We start from the raw sequence: 26,878 nt of genomic DNA, 5'->3' as shown, positions 1-26,878 counted from the left end.
TGGGATTGGGGTGAGCCACTCAAGACCCCACCCCCTCCTGCTCAAGTTGCTTTTGCAGCACTTCGATCTGGATGTCGAGGTCTGTCACGTCGGTTTGGGTCAGGCGCTGGCGCTGGTGGATGAACTGATCCTCAATGGTGATCAGGACCGAGCGAAAGCGCTGTTCGAGTTCGGCTGAATCCGTATGGCGGTGGGTGCGCACATAGCCGTTGGAGACCTGCTCGGCGCCTTCAAGAAACACCGTCAAGAAACGCCGGGCGCGGCTGAGGTCGGACGGCCGCGCGGCGATCTGCGCCAGAATATCCCGGCCATGGGCGGCGATGCGCGAAAGTCGGCCGCGCAATTCCTGGTTGCCTAGAGAATGGGCGGCCTGTTCGATTAGGATCAGCCGGCTTTCGGCCTCGGCCAGAGCCTCGGCCACCAAGCGGGATTCGCGATCCACAGCTTCGAGTCGCTCGCCCTTGAGCCAGGGCTGCATGCCGTAGGCGAGAAAAAAACCCGTGGTGGCGATCAGCGCGAAGGCCAGACTAACCGGAGCTGTGTAGCCGGCGCCGGCGGTGGCGGTTATCGCAATGGCCATGCCCACCAGGACGCCAGCGACATTGAGTAGCGGCAGGTAGAGGCGGCGGGAGAAGCGCCGTTGGGGTTCGCGCGAGCTGTCGAGATAACCGCGCCGGGCGAGGATGGCGGCCATGGCAATGAGCGTGTAGGCCAGGGCCTCGGCGGCAAAGGTGAGTAGGCGGCCGGTGATCAGGCTGACAAAGGCGGCCGGAATGAGCGGCGCGCTCGCCAGCCAGAGCAAGAGCATGCGCGGGGCTTTGGGGCGCCCTTCACGCCAGCGCCGCCAACCCTGACGGGCGCTGGTGAGAGCTTGGCGCACATCGCCGCTGATGTCATGACGATCAAGTGACATGATGACCCGCCTTAGAAGATCAGCGACTGGCAGCTCAGCAGGCTGAGGGTGGAGAAGAGCAAGACGGCGCCAAGAAAGCGCAGACCGCCGCTGGCACGGCGCACGGCGGGCGTCTGTCGAGCCTCGGCTAGCGGCTGCGCCGCCGCCCCGGGTGCGGCTGTTGTGCGCGGAGCTTGGTGTGGTGGGCGAGTGTTGCTGTTCATGCGCGCCAGTTTACAACCCGCACGCCTTTGTCGGTAGCCGCCAGGGCGATATCAGACGGACATCAGGCTACATCATGCCAAGCTGCAACAAGGCTTCCTCGGACATCTTGTCCTGACTCCAGGGTGGATCCCAGACCAGTTCGACCTCCACCTGGCCGACGCCCTCGACCTTTTGCACCGCGTCCTTGACCATGAGTGGCATCATGCCGGCGACCGGGCAGGCGGGAGCGGTCAGCGTCATGTCGACATCGACATTACCATTGGGCGCGATATCGATCTTGTAGATGAGTCCGAGATCGTAGATGTTGACCGGGATTTCCGGATCATGCACCCGGCGCAGCGCGGCGATGATGGGTTCGCGCAACTCCTCGGCGTCCATGCGTTCAACGGCCTCTTCCACAAAAGTCTCTTCCACCTCTTGCGCCCCTGCCCCAGTGGAGTCATCGATGTCCCTAGTTTGTTTGTCGCGGCCAAAGCCGGCGAATCGCGCCAGTCTGTTCATTGCCTTTGATTCCCCTGTCAAATTCCCAATCAGTGAGGGAAAAAAGCCTGGTTGATCCCGATGCCGGGCGCCTGGCTTGGTCGCGGCGCTGGCCATTGGGTTCATAGCGGCGAGCGCTCCAGCCGTTCGCCGACGAGCTCGCTGATCTGCTCGCGCAGCGGCTCGGAATCGATGGCCTCGATGATCTCCCCGGCGAAGCCCAGGCACAGCATACGTCTTGCCAGCGGGGCGGCGATGCCACGCGAGCGCAGGTAAAACAGCATTTCCGGCTCGAGTTGACCAACGGTGGTGCCATGGCTGCATTTGACGTCATCGGCGTAAATTTCGAGCTGCGGCTTGGTGTCGACCTCGGCATTGGGCGAGAGAATCAGATTGCGATTGGACATGGCCGCATCGGTCTGCTGCGCGTGGGCCGCCACATAGACCCGTCCGTCGAATACCGCCCTGCCCTTGCCGTGCAGAATCCCTTTAAAATTTTCACGGCTCGAACACCCTGGCACCAGATGTTGGACATCCATGTGGTAGTCGATCAGCTGCCGGTCACCGGCAAGATACAGGCCCTGTAGCTCGCAGTCGGCCTCTGGCGCCACAAAACGCGTGATCAAATCGGTGCGCGCCCAGGCGCCGCCCATGCCGATATTAACGCCGCGATAGCGACTGGCGGCGTGCTGTTCCAGATAGAGGCCAGTCAGATGGTAGGCGTTGGGGCTTTCAGCCTGCAGCCGCACATGATGCAGTCGCGCCTCTTTGGCCAGGCGAATTTCGACCACGGCATTATTGCAATACAGCGCATCGCCAAAGCTCAGGTGGCGCTCAATCAGTTCAGCGCGAGCGCCTGATGCCAGCTGAATCAGATGGCGTGGCTGGGCAAGGCCAGGGCCCGCGGGAGGATCGAGACCGATGGACAGGTTGAGCAGCTCGACCGGGCGTTCCAGACGCACATTGGCATCGATCAGCAGCACCAGGCCATCATCAAAGCCGGCGGTATTGAGCGAGGTGAATACATGCTGACCATCCCCGGCAACCTGGCCCAGCAGATTGGCGATCACATCGCCATCCTGAGTCAGGATTTCCGCCAGGCTGCCGATGCGCACGCCCTCGGGCAGCGCATCGAGCCGGGACAGGCGCGGCTCGAAGTGGCCGTTGACCATCACCAGCCGATGGCTGTCGAGGCCGGGAATGAGCTGGTCCTCGATGTCTTCGGGCTGCAGCGCCGTGATGGGCTGGTGGCACGGCTGAAAATTCTGGTCGATCAGCGCGCGCAGGCTGGTATAGCGCCAACCTTCGGACTTTTGCGTTGGTACACCCTGGTGGCTGGCGCGCTCGCTGGCCGCCGCGCGCAAGGCGCTCAGCCAATCCGGCTCATGCTGGCGCCGCGCCCCAGGGGTGCCATGCAACCAGCCGAGCAGGGCTGGTTCGGTCGGCGTGATGAAGGTAGGGGCGCTGTTCATGCCGCTTCCGCCTCGGCCCCTGCGATCCAGCCGTAGCCTTTTTCTTCTAGCTCCAGCGCCAGTTCCTTACCGCCGGAGCGGATGATGCGCCCGTGCGCCAGCACATGCACGTGATCGGGCTGGATGTAGTCGAGCAGGCGCTGATAATGGGTGACCACGATCATGGAGCGCTCGGCGCAACGCAGGGCGTTCACGCCGTCGGCGACAATGCGCAAGGCATCGATATCCAGACCTGAGTCGGTCTCGTCGAGGATCGCCAGCTTGGGTTCGAGCATGGCCATCTGAAAAATCTCGTTGCGCTTTTTCTCGCCACCGGAGAAGCCGAAATTGACAGGACGCTTGAGCAGGCTGTCATCCAGGTGCAGCACCTTGAGGCGTTCCTTCATCAGCCGCAGGAAGGACACAGCATCGAGTTCTTCATCCCCGCGTGCCTTGCGGATGGCATTGACGGCGGATTTCAAGAAATAAGTGTTGTTCACCCCTGGCAGCTCGACCGGGTACTGAAAGGCGAGAAAAAGCCCCATCTGGGCGCGTTCTTCCGGTTCAAGCGCGAGCAGGTCGTGGCCGTCGAAGTCGACCGAGCCGGCGGTGACCTCGTAGCCCTCGCGTCCCGAGAGGACGTGGGCGAAGGTGCTCTTGCCCGAGCCATTCGGCCCCATGATGGCATGAACCTCGCCCGGGCCGACTGTAAAGTCGAGCCCCTTGAGAATCTCCTTGTCACCCACGTTGGCCTTCAGGCCCTTCACAGACAGCATGATGGTTGGCTCCGGATTTTTAGTGGTCAGTGATTAGTGGCTAGTGGCTAGTACCAAGGCGGCTTAGCCCACCGCGCCCTCAAGGCTGATACTGAGCAGCTTTTGCGCCTCGACGGCGAATTCCATCGGCAGCTTGTTGAACACCTGCTTACAGAAGCCATTCACGATCATGGACACGGCATCTTCCTCGCTCAAACCGCGCGAGCGACAGTAGAAGAGCTGATCCTCGCTGATCTTGGAGGTGGTGGCCTCATGCTCCATCTTCGCGCTCGGGTTTTTCACCTCGATGTAAGGAAAGGTATGGGCGGCGCAGCGATCGCCAATCAATAAAGAATCGCACTGGGTGTGGTTGCGCGCGCCCTCGGCCTTGGCCGCGATGCGCACCAGACCGCGATAGGACTGCTGGCCATGCTGCGCCGAGATGCCCTTGGAGACGATGGTCGAACGGGTGTTGCGCCCGATATGAATCATCTTGGTGCCGGTGTCGGCCTGCTGCCGGCCCTTGGTGACCGCGACCGAGTAGAACTCGCCGACCGAGTCATCGCCGCGCAGGATGCAACTCGGATACTTCCAGGTGATGGCCGAGCCGGTCTCGACCTGGGTCCAGCTAATTTTGGAGCGCGCGCCGCGACAGTCACCGCGTTTGGTGACGAAATTGTAAATCCCGCCCTTGCCGTTCTCATCCCCCGGATACCAGTTCTGCACCGTGGAGTATTTGATCTCGGCGCCTTCGAGCGCGATCAGCTCCACCACCGCGGCGTGGAGTTGGTTTTCATCGCGCTGCGGTGCGGTGCAGCCTTCCAGATAGCTCACATAGCTGCCCTCGTCGGCGACGATCAGCGTGCGCTCGAACTGCCCGGTCTTGGCGGTATTGATGCGGAAATAGGTGCTCAACTCCATGGGGCAGCGAGTGTTTTTGGGGACGTAGACAAAGGTGCCGTCCGTGAAAACAGCCGCGTTCAGCCCGGCGTAGAAGTTGTCCGTCGGCGGGACCACCGTGCCGAGGTGTTGTCTGATCAGCTCCGGATGCTCCTGCAGTGCCTCGGAGATAGAGCAGAAGATGACCCCTGCCTCGGCCAGTTTGCTCCGAAAGGTCGTCGCGACTGACACACTATCGAAGACCGCGTCCACCGCGATGCCAGCCAGCGCTTTTTGTTCCTCGATGGGGATGCCGAGCTTCTCGTAGGTCTCCAGCAGCACCGGGTCGACTTCATCCAGGCTTTTTGGCCCGTCTTTTTTCTTTGGCGCCGAGAAGTAAGAGATATCCTGAAAATCAATCGCCGGATGATGCACCGCCGCCCACTCGGGAGTCGGCATTTCAAGCCACTTGGCGTAGGCGCTCAAGCGCCACTCGCGCATCCAGTCAGGCTCGCCCTTGCGGGTGGAAATCGCGGTGATGACCGTCTCGTCCAGGCCTGGCGGCAAGGTGTCGGATTCGATGTCGGTGATGAATCCATGCTCGTATTCTGACTTGACTAAATGATCGTATTCGGCGACTGCGCTCATGGCGATGGCTCCGGGTTGGTGCGGACGTCAGCCCCTGGTCCCGCCGCGGGGGACGTGGGTTGGGCGACAATTACTCAGTGCAATGCTTGGTTATTTGACGTTATCGGCTTGGAGTTTCAAGAGCGCTCAGGGGCGAGAGGGCAAAGGTCTGCTTGATTTGCACCGGGGGACCAAGGCCGAGCTGGTGACGGCAAGCTGGCAAGTCTATCGCGACCGACCCCATGGCGAAAAATCCGAATCGCACCACGGGTCTCTCCCCGGTCTGTTGCAAGGGCAGTGGCGGTGCGCCCGTGCTTGTCGGCTTTGCGACATTCGGAACGCGCGGCGGCAGTGCGGGCGATGGCCGAATAGTGCCGGTAAGGCAATGATCTAGGTGGAGCATCTGGGGAAATGTGGTTCGACTCAGTGGATTGCAAAAGAAGGTGCGCAAGTTCCGTGCCCAGGTCGTGAGAGCCGAAGTCTTGAAGTTAAAAAGAATCGTTCGTATTATTTGAGAGTGCCTATAGCAGGTCCGGTTCAGAAACCAGGCTGTTCAAGAGCCTGGGGGTTGCCAGATTCTCCTGGCATGGGCCTGGCTGATCGACAACAAGCAAAGTGTTTTCACCATGAAAAATAAGAGGAATTCGAGATGGGCGATTTGATCATGCACAAGCCTAGGGCGCTCGGCGCCGCGGTGCTGGGTGTCACCCTGGGGGCAGCGCTGGCAGCCACGACGGCCATGGCCGCGCCCGAGGATGGGAATGCTGAGGTGAATCTCTACTCCGCGCGCAAGGAGGCACTGATCAAGCCACTGCTTGATCGCTTCAGCGAGCAGACGGGGATCGAGGTGAATCTGGTCACCGGCAAGGCGGATGCCTTACTGCAGCGGCTGAAAAGCGAGGGCGCCAACAGTCCGGCTGATTTGCTGCTGACGGTCGATGCCGGCAATTTGCATCGCGCCAAGGAGGCCGGGCTGACGCAAGCGATCAAGTCTGCCACCATTGCCGAGGAAGTACCGGAGAATTATCGCGATTCGGATGGTCACTGGGTCGGCCTGTCCCTGCGCGCGCGCCCCATTATGTACGTGAGTGATCGCGTCGATCCGAGCGAGCTGTCCACCTACGAGGATCTGGCCGACCCCAAGTGGAAAAAGCGCATTTGCATCCGCTCTTCCAGCAATGTCTATAACCAATCACTGGTGGCCTCGCTGATCTTCGCCAATGGCGAGGAGGCCACCGAGACTTGGGCCAAAGGCGTGGTCGATAACATGGCACGTCCACCCATGGGCGGCGATCGTGATCAAATTAAAGCCGCCGCCGTTGGTGAATGCGACTTGGCCATCGCCAATACCTATTATCTGGCAGGCATGTTGACCTCCGATGACCCTGCCGAGCGCGAGCCAGCCGAGCAGATGTCAGTGTTCTGGCCGAATCAAGACGGTCGGGGTGCCCATGTCAATGTCAGTGGCGCGGCGGTCACGGCCGCGGCCAAAAACAAAGACGCCGCCGTGCAGCTCATCGAATTTCTGTTGAATCCCGAGTCCCAGGACTGGTATGCCCAAGCCAATGGCGAGTACCCAGTGCGCGAGGGCGTGGAGATGAGCCCGGTGCTGGCCAAATGGGGCAAGTTCAAGGCTGACGATCTCAACCTCGAGACCCTCGGCGAACTCAACGGCGAGGCGGTGCTGCTGATGGACCGGGCGGGCTGGAAGTAAGAGCTATCGGAGCGGGGCGCGGGTGTCGAGGAGATGGCCATGGCCGCTTCGCTCGCTCCAACGCCTGGCGTTCTGACCAAGCCGGGTGTGCCGCCCGCTTGGAGCCTGGACAGCCGAGTGCTAGATTGCCGCCATGGCTGTCTCTGTTTTCATCCGATTTTCCTCGGCCTCCTGGTGGCCGCCAGTGACTGTCGCGCTCCTCGCGGCAGTGCTGGCGCTGCCCGTCCTGGTGGTGGTGAGCTTCATCTTCGTGCCCGCCGGAGAGGTTTGGCAGCACCTGGTTGACACTGTTCTTGCGGACTATGTGGTCAACTCCCTGCTGCTGATGCTGGGCGTGGCGCTTGGCACTCTGATCGGTGGCGTGGGTACCGCCTGGCTGACCACCATGTGCCAGTTCCCTGGGCGCGGGCTGTTCGAGTGGGCGCTGCTGCTGCCGATGGCCATGCCGGCCTATATCATCGCCTACACCTATACCGGTCTGCTCGATGTGGCGGGGCCGGTACAGTCCGGCCTGCGTGAGCTCATGGCTTGGGGCTATGGGGATTATTGGTTCCCGCGGGTGCGCTCGCTGCCGGGGGCGGCGGTAATGCTCTCCCTGGTGCTTTACCCTTATGTCTACATGCTGGCGCGGGCGGCTTTTTTGAGTCAGTCCCTGGCGGTGCTGGAGGTGAGTCGGACCCTGGGTAATGGCCCTTGGCGCACCTTTTTGACACTGGCGCTGCCGCTGGCGCGCCCGGCGGTGGTGGCAGGCCTGGCGCTGGCGCTGATGGAGACCCTGGCGGACTACGGCACGGTGGAATACTTCGGGGTCGCGACCTTCACCACCGGGATTTTCCGCACCTGGTTTGGTTTGGGGAATCCAGCCGCGGCGGCACAGCTGGCCGCGGTGCTGCTCGGTTTTGTGTTTTTGCTCATTGTGTTGGAGAGCTGGTCGCGCGCCGGTGCGCGCTATCATGCCACCGGCAGCCGCGAGCAGAGCATCCGCCGGCTGCGGCTGCGCGGTTTTAGCCGCGCTCTGGCTTGGCTGTTTTGTTTGCTGCCGCTGTTGTTCGGCTTTCTGCTGCCGGCGGGACAACTGGCGTTCTGGTCCTGGTCCTTTGCCACCGAGGGCGCCAGTGATGGCTTTTGGCGGCTGGCAACCAACAGCTTGGCGCTGGCTGCGAGCACGGCGCTGCTAGCGGTGCTGTTGGCGCTGCTGCTGGGCTATGGCAAGCGGCTTTATCCGGTGGCCAGTGTGCGCCTTAGCGCGCGAGTGGCTGGGCTGGGTTACGCGGTACCGGGCACCGTGATCGCCGTGGGCGTGCTAATTCCCTTTGCCTGGCTGGACAATGCGCTGGATGCGCGGATGCGCGAGTGGTTTGGTTTGTCCACCGGCCTGCTGCTGAGCGGGACACTGCTCGCGCTCATCTTTGCCTATCTAGTGCGCTTTTTAGCGGTTGCGCTGCAAACCGTGGAATCCGGTCTGGGCAAGATTCGCCCGGCAATCGATGATGCCAGCCGTTCCTTGGGGTTGGCACCGGGGCAGACGCTGTGGCGGGTGCATATCCCCATGCTGCGCGGCAGCCTGCTCACAGCCGGACTGCTGGTGTTTGTGGATGTGCTAAAGGAACTGCCAGCAACTCTCATTTTGCGCCCTTTTGATTTCAATACCCTGGCGGTGCGGGCCTACGAACTGGCAGCCGATGAGCGCTTGGCCGATTCTGGCCCAGCGGCGCTGACCATTGTGCTGGCGGGCTTGTTGCCGGTGATCCTCTTGAGTCGGGCGATTACGCGGTCTCGGCTAGCGGAAGCGGGCAGTGGCTAGTGGTCAGTTTTCAATGGTCAGTGGTTTGGTTGAAAGGCGGCGGACGGGGGTACTGTCCCGTTTGGCGGGATCTGATCATTTTCGGCAATTGCCTCAGTTTTTGGTTTTGCAGCATGTCTTTTAAGTTGGAAAGTGGGCGACGAGGCTGGATTTTGCGACAGGTTGGAGCCTCTCAGGGTGACTGAAGTGACCCCCTTGCTGGTTCGGGGCGTGAGCGTCGGCTATGGCGGCGCGCCCGTGGTGCTGGATGCGCATCTGCAACTGGAGGAGGGCGGTATCGGCTGCCTGCTCGGGCCAAGTGGCTGTGGTAAGACCACCTTGTTGCGGGCCATTGCTGGCTTTGAGCCGGTCATGGCGGGGGAGATTCTGCTCGGTGGCATGCTGGTGTCCGGTCCCGGCTTCAGCGTGCCGGCGGAGCAGCGTCGGATTGGCATGGTGTTTCAGGATTTCGCCCTCTTTCCCCATCTCACGGTGGCTAACAATATTGGCTTTGGTCTGCGCCGGCTCGAGCGGCGGGCGCGCGCGCGGCGGGTGGTGGAGTTACTGGAGCTGGTCGGTCTTGGCAAGGCGGCAGGCTTGCATCCGCATGAGCTCTCCGGCGGCATGCAGCAGCGCGTTGCCCTGGCGCGGGCGCTGGCGCCGCGACCGCGGATGCTGTTGCTCGATGAGCCCTTCTCGAGCATGGATGTGGAGTTGCGCGAGGCGCTGGCGCGGGAGATCCGCGCGCTATTGCGCCATGAGGGTGTGACGGCCATCCTGGTCACCCACGATCAGCTCGAGGCCTTCGCCATGGCGGATCGGATCAGTGTGATGTGTGCCGGGCGCATTCACCAGACCGGCACCGGCTTTGCGCTTTATCACCAGCCGGTGGATCGCTTCGTGGCCGATTTTATCGGGCAGGGCGAGTTCTTGCCGGGACAGGTGATCGACGGGAAGAGTGTTTCCACCGAGCTTGGCGTGCTGCGTGGCCAGAATGCCATCGCCCTGCCGCAGGGCACGCAGGTCGAAGTGCTGGTGCGCCCGGATGATCTGATCTGCGCCCAATGCGAACAAAAAACCGCGCTGGTGGTCGAGCGCGCTTTTCGCGGCGCCGAATACCTCTACACCCTGGAACTCGACAGCGGCCGCCGGCTGCTGTCACTGGCACCCAGCCATGATGATTTTCCGCCCGGCACCCGGGTCGGCATTCGCGCCGAGCTGGATCACCTGGTGATGTTTGAACGCGCGCCAGGCGTCTGAGTGCGCAATGGCCGGGGCTGATTCAGTCTTTCTGGTCGAACACACCCGTCTTGGCTGGCAGATCGCCCCCGGCATTGCCGCGAGCCTCGCTCTGCTTGTCGGCATCATCCGTGTGGGCGCCAGCACCGTCTTCAGGTGGCATAGCCTTGACGCGAATGGTCGCGCCAGGCACCGAACCGCGCAGCTTGCCAGTCAGCCGACCGGTTCTGACGGTGCCCTCGCCGTCGCGAAACAGATAAATCCAGATGGCGATCATGGCGATCAGCGCGAGCAGCAGAATGATGTTGGTTCCCATGGGGAAGCTCCTTGGAAGGTGGTAACAACAGAGTCCGATATCGGGCCCATTTTTGGATCAGGTGCCAGATTAGGCTCCATATCAGCTGTCGAATCCGAAAGGCTGCATTCTACCTGGGTGAGGCTCGCGAGGTGAGCCCGAGGGCATGAGCCCAGCAGTTCCCAATTTGAGTTGCTCCAGTGGCGTATGACCAGGCCGGCAACCTGGCGCTGGACAGTGACATTCGCAGGGGACTCAATCTTGCCCGCGGAGCTTGACTCTAAGGTTGATGAGGCTGCGCGTTACCCAGGACAGCAGGAACACTGATCGGTCCGCGTTGGATTGGCTGTCTGGCCTAGGTCGCTGCGACCTGCCTGTCATCGAGCTCTGTTATGCTTAGCCTTTTAAACCATGAGCAGCAAAACAGGAATGCGCAGCATCGTTTACCCTGGCACTTTCGATCCCGTCACCAATGGCCACAGCGACCTAATTGCGCGTGCGGCGCGCTTGTTCGATCAGGTGGTGGTTGCGGTGGCTGAGGATTCGATCAAGGCCTCTACTTTTACCGTGGCCGAACGGCTGGAGATGCTGCGCGGCGTCGCGCGTGAGCATGACAACGTCAAGGTCACCTCATTCTCTGGGCTGCTGGTGGATTTCGCCCGCGGCCTGGGCGTGCCTGTCATCATGCGCGGGCTGCGGGCGGTGTCGGACTTTGAATACGAGTTCCAGCTCGCCGGCATGAACCGACGCATGGCACCAGACATCGAGACCCTGTTTTTAACGCCTGCCGAGCAGTACGCTTACATCTCCTCGTCCCTGGTCAAGGAGATCGCCCGGCTTGGCGGCGATGTCTCGGGCTTCGTGGCGCCGAGCGTCTATGCTGCATTGCGCGAGCGCTTTCGCTAAACTGCGCAGGTACTCTTTCGCTAACAGCCAACCTTCTTTATTTCAGGAGTTTTCCCCATGGCATTAATTATCACCGACGAATGCATCAACTGTGACGTGTGCGAGCCCGAGTGCCCCAACGGCGCCATTTCCCAGGGCGACGAGATCTATGTGATTGAGCCGGATCTCTGCACCGAATGCGTCGGCCACTTTGAGACCTCCCAGTGCGTTGAGGTTTGTCCGGTCGACTGCATTATCACCGACCCGGACAATACCGAGACCGAGGAACAGCTGCGCGCCAAGTACGAGCGCATCACCAGCGACAACGGCTGAGTTCAGCGTGCGCGATCCCCATGCGCCGCATGCGTCAGTGGATCGCGCCCGCCTCCGCGGGCTGAGGGCCACCCGCGAGCCCAGGCCCTAATTCTCATTTCAAGCCTTACACCAAAAATTCAAAACGTGACCAAAGCAGCGAGGTTACTGACCCTGTTGCGCAGAACTCTGCTGATCTGCGTGCTCTTTTCGTACGGCCTGTCCAACGCCATGGGCAAGTCTCCAAACCAGCCCGCGGCCACCCCACCCGCAGCCGCCATCGCCAGCGCCCATCCGGCGGCCACCAAAGCCGGGGAGCAACTCCTGGCAGCTGGCGGCAATGCCTTCGACGCCGCTATTGCCGTGGCCGCCGCCCTGGCAGTGGTGGAGCCTTACAGCTCCGGGCTCGGCGGTGGTGGCTTCTGGCTGCTGCACCTGGGCACCGAGGAACGCTCGATCTTCGTCGATGCTCGCGAGCGCGCTCCGCTGGCGGCCAGGCGCGATATGTACCTCGACCATGACGGCGAGCTGGTGCCTGAGCTGGCACTGAATGGCCCGCTGGCTGCCGGTATTCCCGGTGTCCCGGCGGCGCTTGATCACCTCGCCGCCCACTATGCGCGCCTGCCTTTGAGCCACAGCCTGGCACCCGCCATCGCCCTGGCACGCGAGGGTTTCCCCATTGACGCACATTACCGCCGGCTGGCCCGCTGGCGCCTCGAGGTGCTGAGAGCCTCGCCCGCCGCCGCGGAACAATTTCTGCTTGCCGGCGAGGTGCCGCCCGAAGGCCATGTGCTGCGCCAACCCGAACTGGCCCGCACGCTCGAGCGCATTGCCGCGCGCGGTCGCGATGGCTTCTATAGCGGCGAGCTGGCCGAACAACTGGTCGCCGGCGTGCGCGCGGCTGGCGGCATCTGGACGACGGAGGATCTGAGCGACTATCGCATCATCGAGCGCGCGCCCATTGTGTTTGACTTTGCTGGCTGGACCATCACCAGCGCGCCACCACCCTCCGCCGGCGGGGTCGGGCTTGCGCAAATGCTGGGCATGCTGGCCGAGCTTCATCTCGAGGACCAGGACCGGGTTGCATCCGTGCATCGGATTGTCGAGACCATGCGCCGCGCTTATCGCGACCGCGCGGCCTTTCTGGGCGACCCCGATCAGGTCGAGATACCCCTCGCGCGTTTGATGCATCCCTACTATCTCGCCGGGCTGGCGCGCGACATCCACCCGACTCGGGCCACGCCCAGCTTGCCGCCCAGCTTGCCGGCCGATTTGCCATCGGGCTTGCCATCGCATGTACCCGCCAGCGAGGGCCAGGACACCACCCATTTCTCCATTCTGGATGACGAAGGCAACAGGGTTGCAGCCACGCTCAGCATCAACTACCCCTTCGGCGCAGGATTCGTGCCGCCTGGCACTGGTGTGCTACTCAACGACGAGATGGATGACTTCGCCGCCCAACCGGGGACGGCCAATGTCTACGGCCTGGTCGGCGGTGAGGCCAACGCCATCGCCCCTGGCAAGCGCATGCTCTCAAGCATGAGTCCGACTTTTGCCGAGTCCGATCAGGGCGTGGCCATTCTCGGCACACCCGGTGGCAGCCGCATCATTACCATGGTGCTGAATGCCCTGCTCGCGTTGAGCAAGGGTGGCACGCCCGCCGACTGGGTGGACGCGCCGCGCTTCCACCACCAGTATCTGCCCGATGTGATCCAGCACGAGCCGGATGCCTTCACTGCCGAAGAGACCGCCGCGCTCGCGGCCATGGGCCATCGACTGGAGCCGATTGACCCCAAGATGTTCGGCAACATGCAAGCGGTTTACTGGGACCGGGCTGGACAGCGCGTCCTGGCCGCCAGCGATCCACGCGGTCAGGGTGCGGCGAGCGTCGTGACCAGCAGTCTTCACCTTCAAATGCCGGACAACTCGCAACAAAACTGATCCCAATACAGCTAATCCCGGTTGATTAGGGCCAAGAAGGACGCACCGGCACCTTCCCACTCTGACAGTTGCGCGCCCATAAAAGGCTCGGCAAAGAGCCAGCCCTGCGCGGCGGTGCAACCATGTCGTCTCAGGAGTTGGGCCTGGGACCGCCTCTCGATGCCCTCGGCGACCACCTCAAGGCGGAGAGCTTTGCCCAGCCCGAAGATCGACCGGCAAACCGAGGTCACGCGGCCATCCTCGGCAGCCGCAGCCGTCAGCGAACGGTCGATCTTTAGGCAGTCAACCCGCAGGCGCGCGAGGTCGGCCAGATTTCCGCTGTCAATGCCAAAGTTGTCGATCGCCAGTCGCACACCCAACTCCCGTAAGGCTTTGAGATTTGACTGAACCCGGTCGCCGCGATCAAGAAAAATTCTGCCGACCAACTCAATTACGAGATCCTCGGGGGCCAGAGAGTTCGCGTCCAGCACCTCGTGCAACACCGGCAGAAAGTCCGCGTGGCTCAGTTCGCTCAGGCAACCATTGACGGCGAGTTTAGGAACGGCAACCCCAACCTTGCGCCATTGTCGCAACTGGTTGGCCGCCTCGAACAGAACCCAGCGCCCGATCTCGGCCATGAGTCCGAAGCGCTCGGCAGCCGGCAAAAACTGCGCCGGCTCCATGACGCCCAACTCCGGATGCCGCCAACGCAGCAGGGCCTCAACCCCAAGCAGACTGCCATCACTGAGACTGACTTGTGGCTGGTAGAGGAGAAAAAAATCGCCCCGCAAGAGCGCGCCGCGCAGCGCCCGCTCAATGCCAAACTGCCGTTCTGCCTTGTGGCTTAGTTCTGGTTCATAAAAGGCATGGCGACCGCGCCCCAAGGCCTTGGCTTGATACATGGCCAGATCGGCATGCGCCAAGAGTGCCTCTGCATCCTCACCATCTTGCGGAAACAGACTGATACCAATGCTGCCGGAAACAAAAATCTCGTGCTCATCGACGACGATTGGCTCCGCAAGGATTTCCAGCAGCAGCTTGGCCAAGGTCACGGCGCTTCCTTCCTCCACGTCCTGTTCAAGCAGCATCAGGAACTCATCGCCACCAAGACGCCCCAGGGTGTCGCCGCGGCGCAAACGCGACCGCATCCGTTCAGCCACCTCGACTAGCAGCTTGTCGCCGGTGGCATGGCCCAGGTTATCGTTGACGCGCTTGAAGCCGTCGAGGTCAATAAATAACACCGCGACGGCACGGCTCTCGCGGCGCGCGCGCACTACCGCCACTTCGAGACGGTCGAGCAAGAGCGCGCGGTTTGGCAATCCGGTGAGCGGATCGTGATGGGCGAGAAAATCCAGTCGGTCCTGCGATTGTCGCAGCGAGGTGATGTCCGCGAACACCCCCACATAGTGGGTGGCTTGGCCGTGATCATCCACAACTGCACTGATGGTCAGCCACTCCGGATAAATCTCGCCGTTTTTGCGGCGATTCCAGATCTCTCCCTGCCAGAAACGGCTCTGCTCAAGCTGACGCCAGAGCTTGGCATAAAAGTGGTCATCGTGCCGGCCCGAGCGCAGCAGCGCGGGCGTCTGACCCTTCACCTCCGCCAAGGGGTAGCCGGTAATGGTGACAAAGGCCTGATTGACATCCAGGATCTTGCCACTCAGGTCGGTCACGACAATCCCTTCGCTAATGCTTTCAAATACCTGGGCCGCGAGCCGCAGGCGTTCCTCGGTGGCCTTGCGCTTGGTGATGTCCAGGTGAATACCCCCGCTGCGCACGGCACGACCTTGTTGGTCGCGTGAATACACACGCGAGCGGTCCAGGATCCAACGCCACCCGCCCGCGCGATGCCGCATGCGATATTCGGTCTCGGCCTGGTCGAGCTGCCCATCGACCATTTCCGCGACCAGCGCATTCATGCGCTCGCGATCCTCTGGATGCATCAGGGCTTGCCAGGTCGAAACATCCATGACGATCTCCCCCGGTGCATAGCCGAGCATGCGCAGATAATGCGCATCCACCCGGCCGCTACCCTCGATGAGATCGACCTCGTACAGACCCATCTCACCGCCCGCGAGCGCCACCTCAAGCCATTGTCGCGCCTCGCGCGCGGCCAATTCCGCCTGTTTGCGCGCATCAATGTCGATATGAATGCCAGCCATGCGCACTGCCGTACCTTGGGCGTCGCGCTCAATGACCCGACCGCGCGCGAATACCCAGTGCCAGCGGCCAGACTGGTGCTGGAGCCGGTATTCGGCCTCAAAGGGCTGATCGGCGGACTTGCTACTCTCGACGACCCTGAGCATGCGCTCCAGATCCTCGGGGTGGACCAGGCCGCGCCAGCGGGAAAAGCTCAGCCAGGCTGGCTCCGGCAAGAAGCCAAGCATGGTGAGATAGCGGGCGTTCACATCCACCCGCCCGGCGCGAATATCCCAATCCCAGATGCCGTCACGCGCGGCCTGAATGGCAATGCGATAGCGCTCCTCGCCAGCGCGCAAGGCCTGCGCGGCATGGATGATTTCGATACTCTCGACCGCCATGGAGGCAAGCTGCTGGAGCCTGAGGAGGTCCGCTTCCCCGTAGTCGGCCTCCTTGCCCGCGACTTCGAGCACGGCCACGACCTGGCCCTGCTGCGTCAGGGGGACGGCCACCCGGGAGCCACCCTTGGCTGGCTTGCTCTCGTTGCGCACTAAGGGTGTGTTTGTCCGCGCCGCTTCGCGCCACAACGGCAAGGCGTCCGCTTCAAGCTCGGACCAGACCACCGGCGCCTGCTCATGGTCGAGCAGGCGCACCTCGGCCTCCCGGCTCGTGGTGATGCGTTTCGCTGCCTCGGCCGCGGTCTTGCGGATCGCCTCCAGGTCGCCCTCGCGACTGTGCTTGGCCAGGGCAAGCCGGGTTTCGAGCAGGGCGCGGTCACGTCGCGATTCCGTCATGTCCAGCACAGTCGAGATACTGCCCTGGTCGGGAGCGGCCGGGTCGAGCAAAGACAGGCAGAGGGTCACCTCGAGGATTTCGCCATCCTTGCGGCGCAGCTGGGTTTCGACCCGCGCCTCACCACAGCTTTGGAGTCGCGGGTAGAGCGCCTCACCATTAGCCGCGAACGCCTGCTCGCTGACGTACAAAAGACGTGTACTGTGGTCGATGAGCTCCTCGCGCGCATAGCCGGTCAGCTCGCACAGTCGATCATTGGCCTCGATGATCCGACGTTCGCGGATGAGCGCGACACCCACCGGCGAGGACTGAAATAAAGCATCCAGTCGGACTTTGCGCCGGGTAATGTCCGCTTGCATCCGCGCCTCATGCGCGCGCCGCTTCAGGTAGCCGATGCCGAAGGAGAGATCGGCGGTCAACTGGCCAAGCAGCTCACAGTATTCGCGGTCAAGGGCAAGGTCATCGGCCAGCAGATAGCTGACCACCCCAAGCGGCGCATCAGCCTGCTCGCCTCCGGCCCGATACAGCTGATGACTGCTGGCCTGAACGCCCAGGCTTTGCAACCACAGGTCAAAGGGTGCATCGCACGCGGGCGCGGCGCGGTCATGGCAGAACACCGCACACTCCCCGCACCAGGCGCGCAGGGGCGCGGCCGCGCTGAGATGGTCGCTCGCGGCCATGGCGCGTGGCATGCGCGCCACTGAGTCCTCGCCGAGGCCGGACCAGACCAGAGGCTCCAGCTTCTGTTCGGGCTCGGACCAGCGGAAAATCATGCAGGCCCGAAGCCCCCCGGTTTCCACCACCAACCGGCACAGGGTGGCAAGCAGCGCATCCAGATCCCCAGTCTGGATCAACGCTTGATTAAAGGCACTGATTGTGCGTGCCAAACCTTTCTCGCGCGCCAGCGCCAGTTCGGCTTTCTTGCGCGCGGTGATATCCAGGATGAGCCCCCGCCATCCCTGCAGGCAGCCATCGGGAGCAAACACCGGCTGACAGCGGTGTTCAATCCAGCGCTGCTGCCCGTCGCTGATTATCAGCGCCAACTCGATGGCCGTCTGAGGGCTGGTCGCACCGGACATCGTCTGTGCCCGCAACTGGTCGCTCCAGCGCTGCCGCGAGTCCGGCGTCAGTATTCCTAACCACAAATCCGGATCGGCAAGAAAATCGCCTGCCGCGTAACCGCTGATTTCCTCGCACACAGAAGAAACCTCCCGCAAGCCTCCCTCGGCATCGAGCCAGTACTCCCAGGCCAGGGAGTGCGCGAGAGATCGCTCGGGCGGGGTTGCATCCGGCTCCCGAGCGAGACACTGCTTCATGGTGATGTGCTCCGGATCTAGTACGGGCCATGTCTAGCGACCCGAGTTTCGTCAATGAACCAGGCCCGCTTACGCGGAACTCTCAGTGCGCAATGCAGGCCTTGGGGACTCGGCCATCATGTCATACCACAGCAGCACGACATAGAGGCTGAGCACACCCAGGAAGATGGTTGCGTGATGGGTATCGATGGTATCAGTGATCAAGCCCGGATCGAAGCGCGGCGACGGATTGTTCGGCAAATGCGGCATGAAAGCAGAGTGCTTTGGTACCGGCATCCTTCAAATTGAGGGGATAGGGATTGATGGGTTGTCATGGGATGATGGACGGTTCAAGGTCACGAGTTATTCAAGAATCCTGATTGTCTCATCGCGGGATTGTCGCAACATTCGTTCAATGGACCAAACTTTGCTAGTCGCACTGCCCCAGTCCGATTTCCCGCCTGATCCCCGGCCGGCTTCCGCACTGATCCATGATCCCGCTTGCGCGGCTTGGCTGCAGCTGCGGGATCCAGCCTGGGTTTTGCGCACGAATGCGCCCGACGAGGTCCGCCCGTTGCTGGCCGAAGGACTCGCACATACCGACACCCCGGCAAGTCTCTGCTGCTTGGCGTATGAAGCCGGCACCGCCTTTGATTCCTCTCTGCGCGGCCAACAGAACCCGTCCCAGCCTCTGCTATGGATGGCCGGTTTTCAGACTCTGACGCTTGTCGAAGGTGACGCGCTCTTGGCTGAGTACGACTCCGATGGCGATGGCGATGGCAATGCCGAGACGCGCGAGCCGCTATTCGGCCCCTGGCAACCTGAGATGAGCGAGCAGGACTATGCCCGCGCCTTCGCCGCGGTCAAGACGCATCTGGCCGCTGGAAATGCCTACCAGATCAATCTGACCCAGCGCTATCGCGCGCGCCTGCTGGAGCCGCCGAGCCACGCCGGGCTACGCCGGCTTTTTCTGCGGCTCGTCGCACGGCATCGCTGCCCTCATGCAGCCTTCATCGACACCGGCGATTTTGCCCTGCTCTCCTTGAGCCCAGAGACCTTTTTCGAGCGCGATCACCATCGGCTCTGCTGCCGCCCGATGAAGGGCACCGCCGCGCGTGGCGAGACCGAGGCAGCCGACCGGGACGCCGCGCGACGCCTGCACGCGTGCGAGAAAGAACGCGCCGAGAATCGCATGATCGTCGATATGGTGCGCAACGACCTCGGGCGGATCGCGCGCATCGGACAGGTGCGGGTGCCGAGGCTGTTCGCGCTCGAGCACTATCCCACGGTGCATCAGATGATCAGCGAGGTTACCGCCGAAACCGACGCCAGCGAGGATGCGGCTTTGGCCGCGCTCTTTCCAGCGGCCTCCATCACGGGCGCGCCCAAGGTGGCGGCCACGGCCATCATTGCCGAACTGGAAGCCTCTCCGCGTGGCTTCTACACCGGTACCATTGGCACCCGGTTGGAATCCGGACGCGCCTTTTGGAGCGTCCTGATCCGCACCCTGGTGGTTCATCGCCGCTCTGGCATGGCCGAATATGGCAGCGGTGGCGGCATCGTCTGGGACAGCCAGGTGGATCGGGAACTGGCCGAGCTGCGACTGAAAGCGAGCCTGCTTGCCGATACCGCGCCCCGCTTCGGGTTGCTGGAAACCATGCTGCTCCAGCCGGATGGCCAGGTGTTTCTGCAACAGCGGCATCTGCGACGGCTGCGCGCGAGCGCGCGGGTGTTTGGCTTTCCCCGCGACCAGGCGCTCATCTTGCAGCACCTGAAGGCGGCCATTGAGGCCAGCCGGCGCGCAAGGCCCGAGGAGGCCCACATCCTGAGGCTGGTTTTATCCGCGACCGGCGCGGTCTCGGTCTCCGCCAGCGCACTGCAAGAGCGCCCGATGCCGACACCGCTGCGGGTGCGCCTGGCGGACCGGCCCATTGACTCGCACGATGTCCTGCTGCGCCACAAGACCACGGATCGCCGGGCCTACCAACTGGCCGCCGGGGGATTTCCAGGTAGCGGTGAAGAGATTTTCCTGTTCAACGAGCGCCATGAACTGACCGAGGGCAGCTTCACCAACATCGTCCTTCAGTTGGACGGAGCTTGCTACACCCCACCCGTCTCCGCCGGCCTGCTGCCCGGCTGCTACCGCGCGGAGTTGCTCGCTGCCGGCCGCATCAGCGAACGCCGCCTGAGGCTGGCTGATCTTGGGCGCGCGACCTCGGTCTGGGCGATTAACTCGGTGCGCGGCATGATGCCCTGCCGGGTCGTGACGGCGCCCTCTCTTGACCAGGGTTTTCGCCGACCGGGAGACAAAAACCCGTTATGATCTCCGGTTTTTGTTGCACTCTGGAGAACCCCTGCTCTTGACCGAGGATGCGACCCCGCCCGATCCCACCCTGAGCGCTGCTCCGCGTTTGCCGGCTTCCGCCCGTTTGCCAATCAACCGTTGCAATTTGCCGGCGGACATTCTCGGCGGGCTGACCTACCAGCAGCACCCGGTGCCTTTGCAGCTCGACGGAGTGCGGAATTTTCACCAGGCTCTGTTCGCGACCCTGGCACCGCTTAGCCGCCGTGACGAGCGCTCGGCTTATTTTGTCGATTACATGACGGTGCATTTCTGCCTGGAGGACCTCGAGGAGGCGGGCTTCACCCCCGGGCCGCGCAAAAAGTATCGCTGCAACGCCAATTATCTGCGCATGGTGCGCGGCTGGTCGTTTGACTCCGACGGGCGCGAAGGCGCGGTGCTCAAGCATTGGGTGGAGACGCGCTTTGGGCTACTGGCGCGCCACCACGGCGGGCCCCTCGATGGGCGCGACAGCGACGCCTACCACGCCTATCTGGTGCAGGGCAGTCGCGGACTCTATGCCACCAACGCGCTCGAGGCTCAGCTCGATCTGCTCTACACCTATTGCCAATACGAGCTGGAGCTGGCCCATCCCGGCCAGTCGCACCTGAGGCTCTATCGCGGCATCAACCGCATTGATGAGCATGAAGTGCTCGCCACCCATCCCGGACAGCGCTACCAGGTGTTGCTGAACAACCTAAACAGCTTTACCAGCGAGCGCGAGCGCGCCGATGAGTTCGGCGACTATATTCTGGAAACCCAGGTGCCGCTGGCCAAGATCTTCTTCTACAACCGCCTGCTGCCCGGCATGCTCAAGGGCGAGGATGAATATGTGGTGGTGGGCGGACTCTACGAGGTGGGCATCAGCACCTTTTGATTGGCCCAAGCAAAGAATTACAAATTTCGCGTTACAGCGCCTAGCTGTCGTGCCCGAGCACAGTAGACGCACCATCCAGGCACGTTGTGAAACGGCAGGAAGCCACAGCAATTCCAAATTTCGTTATCCAGCGCCCGATTGTTGGCCCGTTTATCAGTAATAGCGCCATCTTGGCGCATCATGAAACGGCTGAAAGCCGCTTCTACACCAGATGAAACACCTAAATTTGGAATTGCTGAGGAAGCCGCCTGCTCCTTGCGCTTGCTGGTTGACAGCGGTAGCCACGTCAATTTTACTGCCACCCGGGTTGTCGCTATGTCTCATCGCTGCGGTCGCTTGACAAAAAACCCAGGCCGCATACACGAAATATTTCCGTCCGTAGCTATTAAGGTCCTTCGAGAGTGCACGATGGCGGGCAAGGCTCGAGCAACTCGTCCAGATAAGCTTTCGTCATCAGATGTGAGTCTCAGAACTGACACATGGTCTCCATCACCGTCTGGGTCCTGGTGGGAGCGCTGATCCTGCTGGCCGCTGCCTGCCTTATGGATCGCGATCTGTTTCGCGCCTGCTGGGTGTTCATCGCCTTTGCCATGGTTATGGCGCTCATCTGGCTCATGCTTGGCGAGCCTTGGCTGGCGCTGGCCGAGGCCGTATTGGGCGCCGGTCTCACCGGCGGCACGCTGCTTTGGACGCTGCGCGGACGAGGTAAGCGACCGCGACTGGCGCCGCTGGATAGGACGCCGCGCCGACGACGCTTGACCGCGCACCTGCGCTGGCTGATGACCCTGACCTGGCTGGGCCTGACCAGCCTGGCGATCGGCCAGCTGCAGGGTCTTGATGCGCGCATGCATCCGCTGTCGGTCGATACCCTGTTCGCGCTCACCGGCTTGCTGGTGATGAGCTTAGGGCTTTGGGCCTTCGCCGCGCAACGCCATCTGTTGCGCCTCTTGCTGGCCTTTAATCTGATCGGCTCCGGGGTGTTTCTGTTGCTTGCTAGTGTCGCCGTACCCAGAGCCGAGGTGCGGGCGCTGATTCTGATTGGGCTGACCGTCGGCCTGCTCGGCTCGGTGCTGGGCGCCGCTGTGCTACTGCGCCTGCATGCGCTCACCGGCCAGGTCAGTCTGATGACGCCCCCCAAAGCCTCCGCGTGAACGCGACGCCCTATCATTTGCTGTGGCTGCTGTTCGCGCCGCCGGCCCTTGGGTTGCTGGCCGGCTGGCGCCCGCCGCGCCGGGAGTTCTGGCTCCTGCTGTTCGGCTTGCCCTTGCCGCTGGTGGCCTTGTGGCTGGTCCTGGCCAGCGCGAGCGAACCCATGGCGGGCTGCCTGACCCTGGGTGGGCTGGAGCTGCACTGGCGACTCAATGGCTTGACCGCGCTCCTGTGGCTGCTGACGCAGGTGCTGTTGCTCGGCAGCGCCGTCCATGCGGTGGGCAACGCGCGTGTGAGCGGTCTTCCGCCGCGCTCGGGCGCCTGGTTGTGGCCGCTGCTCGGTGGTCTCGCCCTAGGGCTGGGGCTGATTTGGCTGGCGGCCGATCTGGTGCTGCTCTACCTGGGTTTGGAGTTGATGGGACTCTGCGCGGTGGGCCTGATGCTGCTGCCGGGCAAGGTCGACGCACTCATGGCCAGCCTGCGTTATTTGCTCTATGCGCTGGTTGGCTCGCTCGCCTGGCTGTTGGGCATCGCCTTGCTGTTGGGAGCCTGGGGGCGGCTTGATCTGGCCGGACTGGCCGCCGTGGCCGAGCCGAACACCGTCACCCGCATCGCCATGGCGCTGCTGAGCAGTGGCCTACTGCTGAAAGCGGCGATTTTTCCCCTGCACGCCTGGCTCGCGCCGGTGCATGGCAGCGCCTGGACGCCCGTGAGCGCGGTGCATGGCGCGCTGGTGGTCAAGGTGTCTTTTTTCATCCTGCTGCTGCTCTGGCGGCTGCTGTTACCCGATGTCGTGGTCGGCGCCTGGGCGCTCGGTGCCCTGGGCAGTCTGGCTGTGCTCTGGGGCGGGGTGCAAGCCTGGCGCGCGGCCGGGCTCAAGCAGGTGGTGGCCTGGTCCACGGTCGGCCAGTTGGGTTACCTGATGCTGGCCTTTCCCCTGCTGGCCGGTGCCGGCGAGGGGGTCGCGACCCTGGTCTGGCAAGCAACCTGGCTGCAACTGGCCGGGCATGCGCTGGCGAAAGCGGCCATGTTCATGGCCGCCGGCAACCTGCTGCTCTCCACTGGGGCGACGCGGCTTGAGGGACTGACCGGAACCAGCCGGCGATTGCCGCTGTCGCTGCTGACCTTCGGACTCGCGGCCCTGACCCTGATCGGACTGCCGCCAAGCGCTGGCTTTACCGCCAAGTGGTTGCTGTTGCAGGCCTCCTTCGCCTCCGGCCAGTGGATCTGGGCGCTGGTGTTGGCCCTGGGCACCCTACTGAGCGCCACCTATGTGTTTCGGGTGTTGCGCTGCTCCTTTGTCGAGGATGCGCCCGCCACCCCCTTTCGCGCCTTGCCACTTGGCATGGAGCTGATCGCCCTGGCGCTGGCGCTCGCGGCCATTGCGCTGGGCCTGGCGGCGGAGTTGCCGCTCGCCCTGGTGCGACTGAGCGCGCTGCCATGACCGCCACCGCCCTGCTCCCCCTCGCCACCCTGGGCAGCTCGCTAATGACGGCGGTGCTGATCTTCCTGCTGCCCGAGCAGGCGGTGCGCACGCGCACCCTGCTGAATCTGGCCGCGGCGGTAGTGAAAATCGTCCTGGTCGCCTGGATGGCGTTGGGTTTGACCGCCGGACAGCACTACGGACTGTCCTTTCCCGTCGTTGATGGTCTGAGCTTTGTGTTGCAGGTTGACAAGCTTGGTCTCGCCTTCGCCGGGCTGTCATCGCTGCTGTGGCTGTTCACCACCATTTATGCCATCGGCTATCTGGAAGGTTCGCCCAATCGCCGGCGCTTTTTTGGGTTTTTCAGTCTGTGCGTCGCCAGCACCATGGGCGTGAGCCTGGCCGGGAATCTCTTTACCCTGCTGATTTTCTATGAGCTGCTGACCGTCTCCACCTATCCCCTGGTGGCTCATCGCGGCACACCACAGGCCCTGGCGGCGGCGAGCGTCTATCTGCGTTACACACTGAGTGCTGGCCTGGCGCTGCTGCTCGGCATGGTGGCCCTGCAGGTGCTGGGCGGGGACTGGCGTTTTGGGGAGCGGACCCTGCTCTCCGGCCTGGATCCGGCCAAACGCCCGCTGCTCATTGGCCTGTTTTGGCTGCTGATTCTTGGTTTTGGCGTCAAGGCGGCGCTGGTGCCGCTGCATGGCTGGCTGCCGCGCGCCATGGTCGCGCCGGCGCCGGTCAGCGCCCTGCTGCACGCGGTGGCCGTGGTCAAGGCGGGGGCCTTTGGCATTGTGCGCTTGGTCTATGATGTGTACGGTATCGGCTTCGCCCAGTCGCTCGGGGTGCTCGATGGTCTGGTGGTCATCGCCTCGGTCACCATTGTCTATGGCTCGGTGCGCGCCTTGACGCAACAGGAACTCAAGCCGCGCCTGGCGTTTTCCACCGTCAGTCAGGTGTCCTATATTGTGCTCGGCATCGGCCTGTTCGGGCCACTGGGCACCATCGCCGCGCTGGCGCATCTCATTCACCAGGGGCTGATGAAGGTCACGCTGTTTTTCTGCGCCGGCAATTATGCCGAGGAACTGGGCATTCACCGCATCGATGAACTCGACGGCGTCGGCCGGCGCATGCCACTGAGCAGCCTGGCCTTCACCCTGGGCGCACTGGGGATGATCGGCCTGCCGCCGGTGGTAGGCTTCATCAGCAAATGGCTGCTGGGTCTGGGGGCGGTGCAGGCCGGCAAGCCCTGGGTGATCGCGGTGCTGGTCACCAGCACCCTGCTGAACATGGCCTATTTTCTGCCCATTCTCCATCGGCTGTGGTTCCGCCCCGGTCCCGCGCGGGGCCTGGGCGACTGGCCCGGCGAGCGCAAGCCCGGAGGACTGGAAACCAGTGCCTGGCTGCTGCTACCGGCACTGGCCACGGCGCTGCTCAGCCTCATGGCCGGGATGCTGGCGGGCTTGCCCTTCAGCCCGTTGCAATGGGCGACCCTGGTGGTCCGACAGGAGTATCTGCTGCCATGACCAGCTTGCCGCTCGCCTCCCTGCCGCTGGCGCCCTTGTTGCTGATCACGCTCTTGTGGCCGCTGCTGCTGGGACTGCGGCCGCTGTTGGTCGACGTTGGGCGTTGGAAACTTCAACAGCTCGATTGGCCATGGCTCACCGCGGCCTGGCCGGCGCTCGCGCTGGTTGTCTTCGGCGCCGACGGCGGTTTGCGGCTCGATGCCTGGCTGACGGGCGGACGCTGGGAACTGGATGGGCAACGCCGCCTGTTGCTGGCCTTGACCGCCTTGCTGTGGGCGCTGGCCGCCTGGTACGCGCGGGGTTATTTGCGCGCCGAGCAGCAACAGGCACGCGCCGGCGATGCGACCAGTCGCGCGCGGCTGCTGCGCTTTGGCGCCTTCTGGCCACTGACCCTGTGCGGCAATCTGCTGCTGCTGGTGGCCGAGGATATCGCCAGCTTCTACCTGGGCTTCGCGCTCATGACCTTCGCGGCCTATCCGCTGGTGATCCACAATGGCAGTCGCGTGGCGCGCCGTGGTGGTTTCGCCTATCTGATCATGGCGCTAGTGGGCGAGGCCCTGATTCTGGCCGGTCTGCTGTGGGGCGCCGGCAGCGGCCATGGCAACAGTCTGGCGATCACACTGACCGAGTTGCGCCTGACATTGGCGCGGGCCGAGTCGGGGGTCTGGATCGGGCTGTTGCTGTGGCTCGGCTTTGGCGTCAAGGCCGGGGTCATCGGCCTGCACACTTGGCTGCCATTGGCCCATCCGGTCGCCCCGACGCCGGCCAGCGCGGTGCTGAGCGGCGCCATGATCAAGGCCGGTCTGGTCGGCTGGTTGAGCACCTTGCCGCTGGGGCTCACCACCGCCGATCCGGCCTTTCGCGGACTGGGGCTGGCGATGCTCGGCGCCGGTCTGGCCGGGGCCTTCGCCGCCGCCTTGGTCGGCGTGGTGCAGCGCCAGCCCAAGACGGTGCTAGCCTACTCCAGTGTCAGCCAGATGGGCCTGCTGGCGGTGCTGGTGTCCCTCGGGCTGTTGCAGCCACAACACTGGCCGATGCTTAGCGCGGCGGTGATCCTGTTCACCGCCCATCATGGCTTGAACAAGGGCGCGCTCTTTCTCGGAGTCGAGATCAGCCGGCGGCCACCGCCCTGGCCGAGCTGGCTGCTGTGGACGCTGATGGCGCTACCGGCGCTCTCCCTGGCCGGTGCCCTGGGTTCCGGGCTGGTGGCGAAATGGGCGTACAAATCCGCGCTCGATAGCGCGGGTGACAAGAGGCTGCTGTTCTGGTCGGGCCTGGCGGCAGTGGGGACGACGGCGCTGATGGCACGGACACTGTGGCTCCAATGGCAGGAGCGCCAGGAGCCGCGGCGGAATCCGCCCGCCGCCATGCCACTTGCCTGGCTGATCTGCGTGCTGGCCGGACTCAGCCTGCCGCTGTGGATTGGTTGGCACGCGGTCGCGCCCGACTTGCCGCCACTCACAGCCCTGCCCGCTCTGCTGTGGCCCCTGGCGCTGGGCCTGCTGTTGTCCCTGGTGCTGGGCTGGAGCCTCTGCCGCTTTGCCCCCCAGATCGCGCTTCAGTTAAGCCGTTGGCTGCCGGCGGGCGATCTCTGGTGGCCCCTGGCCTGGTGCGCGCGCGGTCTGCTGCGCGCTGGCCGCTGGACGGCCCAGGCGCTGGCCAACATGCAAGCGGCCTGGGTGACCTTCTGGGTCGCGCGTGAGCAAGCCATGCTAGCCGCGCTCGATCAGCTGATTCGTGCCGAGGGCTGGCTGCGCCGCCAGCTTGCCATGCTGTTGCTTGCCCTGGCCGGGGGACTCGCGGCCTTGCTGCTGTCGTATCCATGAGACTGGGCGAGACTAAGCGAGACTAAGCGAGACTGGGCGAGACTGGGCGA

Annotated in this window: 21 protein-coding genes; 12 read left to right on the top strand and 9 right to left on the bottom strand. The window is 63.3% G+C overall.

Annotation, left to right across the window (positions count from 1 at the left end):
• Window positions 1-19: 19 nt before the first annotated feature.
• From Thiowin_RS00335 to sufB, 6 genes are all read right to left on the bottom strand, one after another.
• Window positions 20-913 carry a 5-bromo-4-chloroindolyl phosphate hydrolysis family protein gene (locus Thiowin_RS00335; RefSeq protein ID WP_328985772.1) on the bottom strand — a complete coding sequence of 298 codons (894 nt, stop codon included), beginning with the start codon at window positions 911-913 and terminating at the stop codon, window positions 20-22.
• A gap of 11 nt (window positions 914-924) precedes the next feature.
• On the bottom strand, window positions 925-1,116 hold the full coding sequence (locus Thiowin_RS00330) for a hypothetical protein (RefSeq protein WP_328985771.1): 192 nt from the start codon (window positions 1,114-1,116) through the stop codon (window positions 925-927).
• A gap of 67 nt (window positions 1,117-1,183) precedes the next feature.
• The gene (locus Thiowin_RS00325; RefSeq protein ID WP_328985770.1) at window positions 1,184-1,618 is read right to left on the bottom strand and encodes an SUF system Fe-S cluster assembly protein; all 435 of its coding nucleotides are present in this window, start codon (window positions 1,616-1,618) and stop codon (window positions 1,184-1,186) included.
• A 101-nt stretch (window positions 1,619-1,719) separates the two neighbouring features.
• Complete coding sequence (gene sufD, locus Thiowin_RS00320) at window positions 1,720-3,069, bottom strand: Fe-S cluster assembly protein SufD (RefSeq protein WP_328985769.1); 1,350 nt, start codon at window positions 3,067-3,069, stop codon at window positions 1,720-1,722.
• Window positions 3,066-3,824, bottom strand: coding sequence for a Fe-S cluster assembly ATPase SufC (gene sufC / locus Thiowin_RS00315; protein ID WP_328985768.1), 759 nt, complete (start codon window positions 3,822-3,824; stop codon window positions 3,066-3,068). Before sufC ends, sufD begins: the two co-directional genes overlap by 4 nt.
• Window positions 3,825-3,887: 63 nt before the next feature.
• On the bottom strand, window positions 3,888-5,330 hold the full coding sequence (sufB, locus tag Thiowin_RS00310; protein WP_328985767.1) for a Fe-S cluster assembly protein SufB: 1,443 nt from the start codon (window positions 5,328-5,330) through the stop codon (window positions 3,888-3,890).
• A gap of 628 nt (window positions 5,331-5,958) precedes the next feature.
• Here sufB and Thiowin_RS00305 point away from each other — a divergent pair.
• The 3 genes from Thiowin_RS00305 (at window position 5,959) to Thiowin_RS00295 (ending at window position 10,066) form a co-directional block, all read left to right on the top strand.
• Entirely contained in the window at window positions 5,959-7,023 is a 1,065-nt protein-coding gene (locus tag Thiowin_RS00305) for a Fe(3+) ABC transporter substrate-binding protein (protein WP_408034140.1), read from the top strand.
• A gap of 133 nt (window positions 7,024-7,156) precedes the next feature.
• Window positions 7,157-8,827: an ABC transporter permease gene (locus Thiowin_RS00300; RefSeq protein WP_328985766.1), complete on the top strand. Its 1,671-nt coding sequence runs from the start codon at window positions 7,157-7,159 to the stop codon at window positions 8,825-8,827.
• A 186-nt stretch (window positions 8,828-9,013) separates the two neighbouring features.
• Window positions 9,014-10,066 (top strand): ABC transporter ATP-binding protein, encoded by a 1,053-nt coding sequence (locus Thiowin_RS00295; protein ID WP_408034252.1) that lies wholly within the window; start codon window positions 9,014-9,016, stop codon window positions 10,064-10,066.
• Window positions 10,067-10,088: 22 nt separating this feature from the next.
• On the opposite strand, the gene Thiowin_RS00290 is transcribed toward Thiowin_RS00295, so the two are convergent.
• Window positions 10,089-10,361: a hypothetical protein gene (locus tag Thiowin_RS00290; RefSeq protein WP_328985764.1), complete on the bottom strand. Its 273-nt coding sequence runs from the start codon at window positions 10,359-10,361 to the stop codon at window positions 10,089-10,091.
• Between the two features lie 408 nt (window positions 10,362-10,769).
• On the opposite strand from Thiowin_RS00290, the gene coaD reads away from it, so the two are divergent.
• From coaD to ggt, 3 genes are all read left to right on the top strand, one after another.
• Window positions 10,770-11,246, top strand: a complete 477-nt coding sequence (coaD, locus tag Thiowin_RS00285) for a pantetheine-phosphate adenylyltransferase (protein ID WP_328985763.1) — start codon at window positions 10,770-10,772, stop codon at window positions 11,244-11,246.
• Window positions 11,247-11,303: 57 nt separating this feature from the next.
• Window positions 11,304-11,558 carry a YfhL family 4Fe-4S dicluster ferredoxin gene (locus tag Thiowin_RS00280; protein WP_328985762.1) on the top strand — a complete coding sequence of 85 codons (255 nt, stop codon included), beginning with the start codon at window positions 11,304-11,306 and terminating at the stop codon, window positions 11,556-11,558.
• 210 nt (window positions 11,559-11,768) lie between these two features.
• Entirely contained in the window at window positions 11,769-13,478 is a 1,710-nt protein-coding gene (gene ggt, locus Thiowin_RS00275; protein ID WP_328988170.1) for a gamma-glutamyltransferase, read from the top strand.
• Between the two features lie 11 nt (window positions 13,479-13,489).
• On the opposite strand, the gene Thiowin_RS00270 is transcribed toward ggt, so the two are convergent.
• Window positions 13,490-17,704 carry a PAS domain S-box protein gene (locus tag Thiowin_RS00270; protein WP_328985761.1) on the bottom strand — a complete coding sequence of 1,405 codons (4,215 nt, stop codon included), beginning with the start codon at window positions 17,702-17,704 and terminating at the stop codon, window positions 13,490-13,492.
• Window positions 17,705-17,773: 69 nt separating this feature from the next.
• On the bottom strand, window positions 17,774-17,953 hold the full coding sequence (locus tag Thiowin_RS00265; RefSeq protein ID WP_328985759.1) for a hypothetical protein: 180 nt from the start codon (window positions 17,951-17,953) through the stop codon (window positions 17,774-17,776).
• Window positions 17,954-18,098: 145 nt separating this feature from the next.
• On the opposite strand from Thiowin_RS00265, the gene Thiowin_RS00260 reads away from it, so the two are divergent.
• From Thiowin_RS00260 to Thiowin_RS00235, 6 genes are all read left to right on the top strand, one after another.
• On the top strand, window positions 18,099-20,006 hold the full coding sequence (locus Thiowin_RS00260) for a chorismate-binding protein (protein ID WP_328985758.1): 1,908 nt from the start codon (window positions 18,099-18,101) through the stop codon (window positions 20,004-20,006).
• Between the two features lie 37 nt (window positions 20,007-20,043).
• Window positions 20,044-20,901, top strand: a complete 858-nt coding sequence (locus Thiowin_RS00255) for an NAD(+)--dinitrogen-reductase ADP-D-ribosyltransferase (protein ID WP_328985757.1) — start codon at window positions 20,044-20,046, stop codon at window positions 20,899-20,901.
• Window positions 20,902-21,380: 479 nt separating this feature from the next.
• Window positions 21,381-22,052 carry a Na(+)/H(+) antiporter subunit B gene (locus Thiowin_RS00250; RefSeq protein WP_328985756.1) on the top strand — a complete coding sequence of 224 codons (672 nt, stop codon included), beginning with the start codon at window positions 21,381-21,383 and terminating at the stop codon, window positions 22,050-22,052.
• Window positions 22,049-23,494: a complex I subunit 5 family protein gene (locus tag Thiowin_RS00245; RefSeq protein WP_328985755.1), complete on the top strand. Its 1,446-nt coding sequence runs from the start codon at window positions 22,049-22,051 to the stop codon at window positions 23,492-23,494. The genes Thiowin_RS00250 and Thiowin_RS00245 overlap by 4 nt, the downstream gene beginning before the upstream one ends.
• Complete coding sequence (locus tag Thiowin_RS00240) at window positions 23,491-25,002, top strand: complex I subunit 5 family protein (RefSeq protein ID WP_328985754.1); 1,512 nt, start codon at window positions 23,491-23,493, stop codon at window positions 25,000-25,002. Before Thiowin_RS00245 ends, Thiowin_RS00240 begins: the two co-directional genes overlap by 4 nt.
• Complete coding sequence (locus tag Thiowin_RS00235) at window positions 24,999-26,828, top strand: complex I subunit 5 family protein (protein WP_328985753.1); 1,830 nt, start codon at window positions 24,999-25,001, stop codon at window positions 26,826-26,828. Before Thiowin_RS00240 ends, Thiowin_RS00235 begins: the two co-directional genes overlap by 4 nt.
• The last annotated feature ends 50 nt before the right edge of the window (window positions 26,829-26,878 follow it).

It is taken from the genome of Thiorhodovibrio winogradskyi (genome assembly GCF_036208045.1).
Classification (GTDB): Bacteria; Pseudomonadota; Gammaproteobacteria; order Chromatiales; family Chromatiaceae; genus Thiorhodovibrio; species Thiorhodovibrio winogradskyi.
The sequence above is the reverse complement of the archived record's forward strand: the minus strand, read 5'-3'. Positions and strand labels throughout refer to the sequence as shown.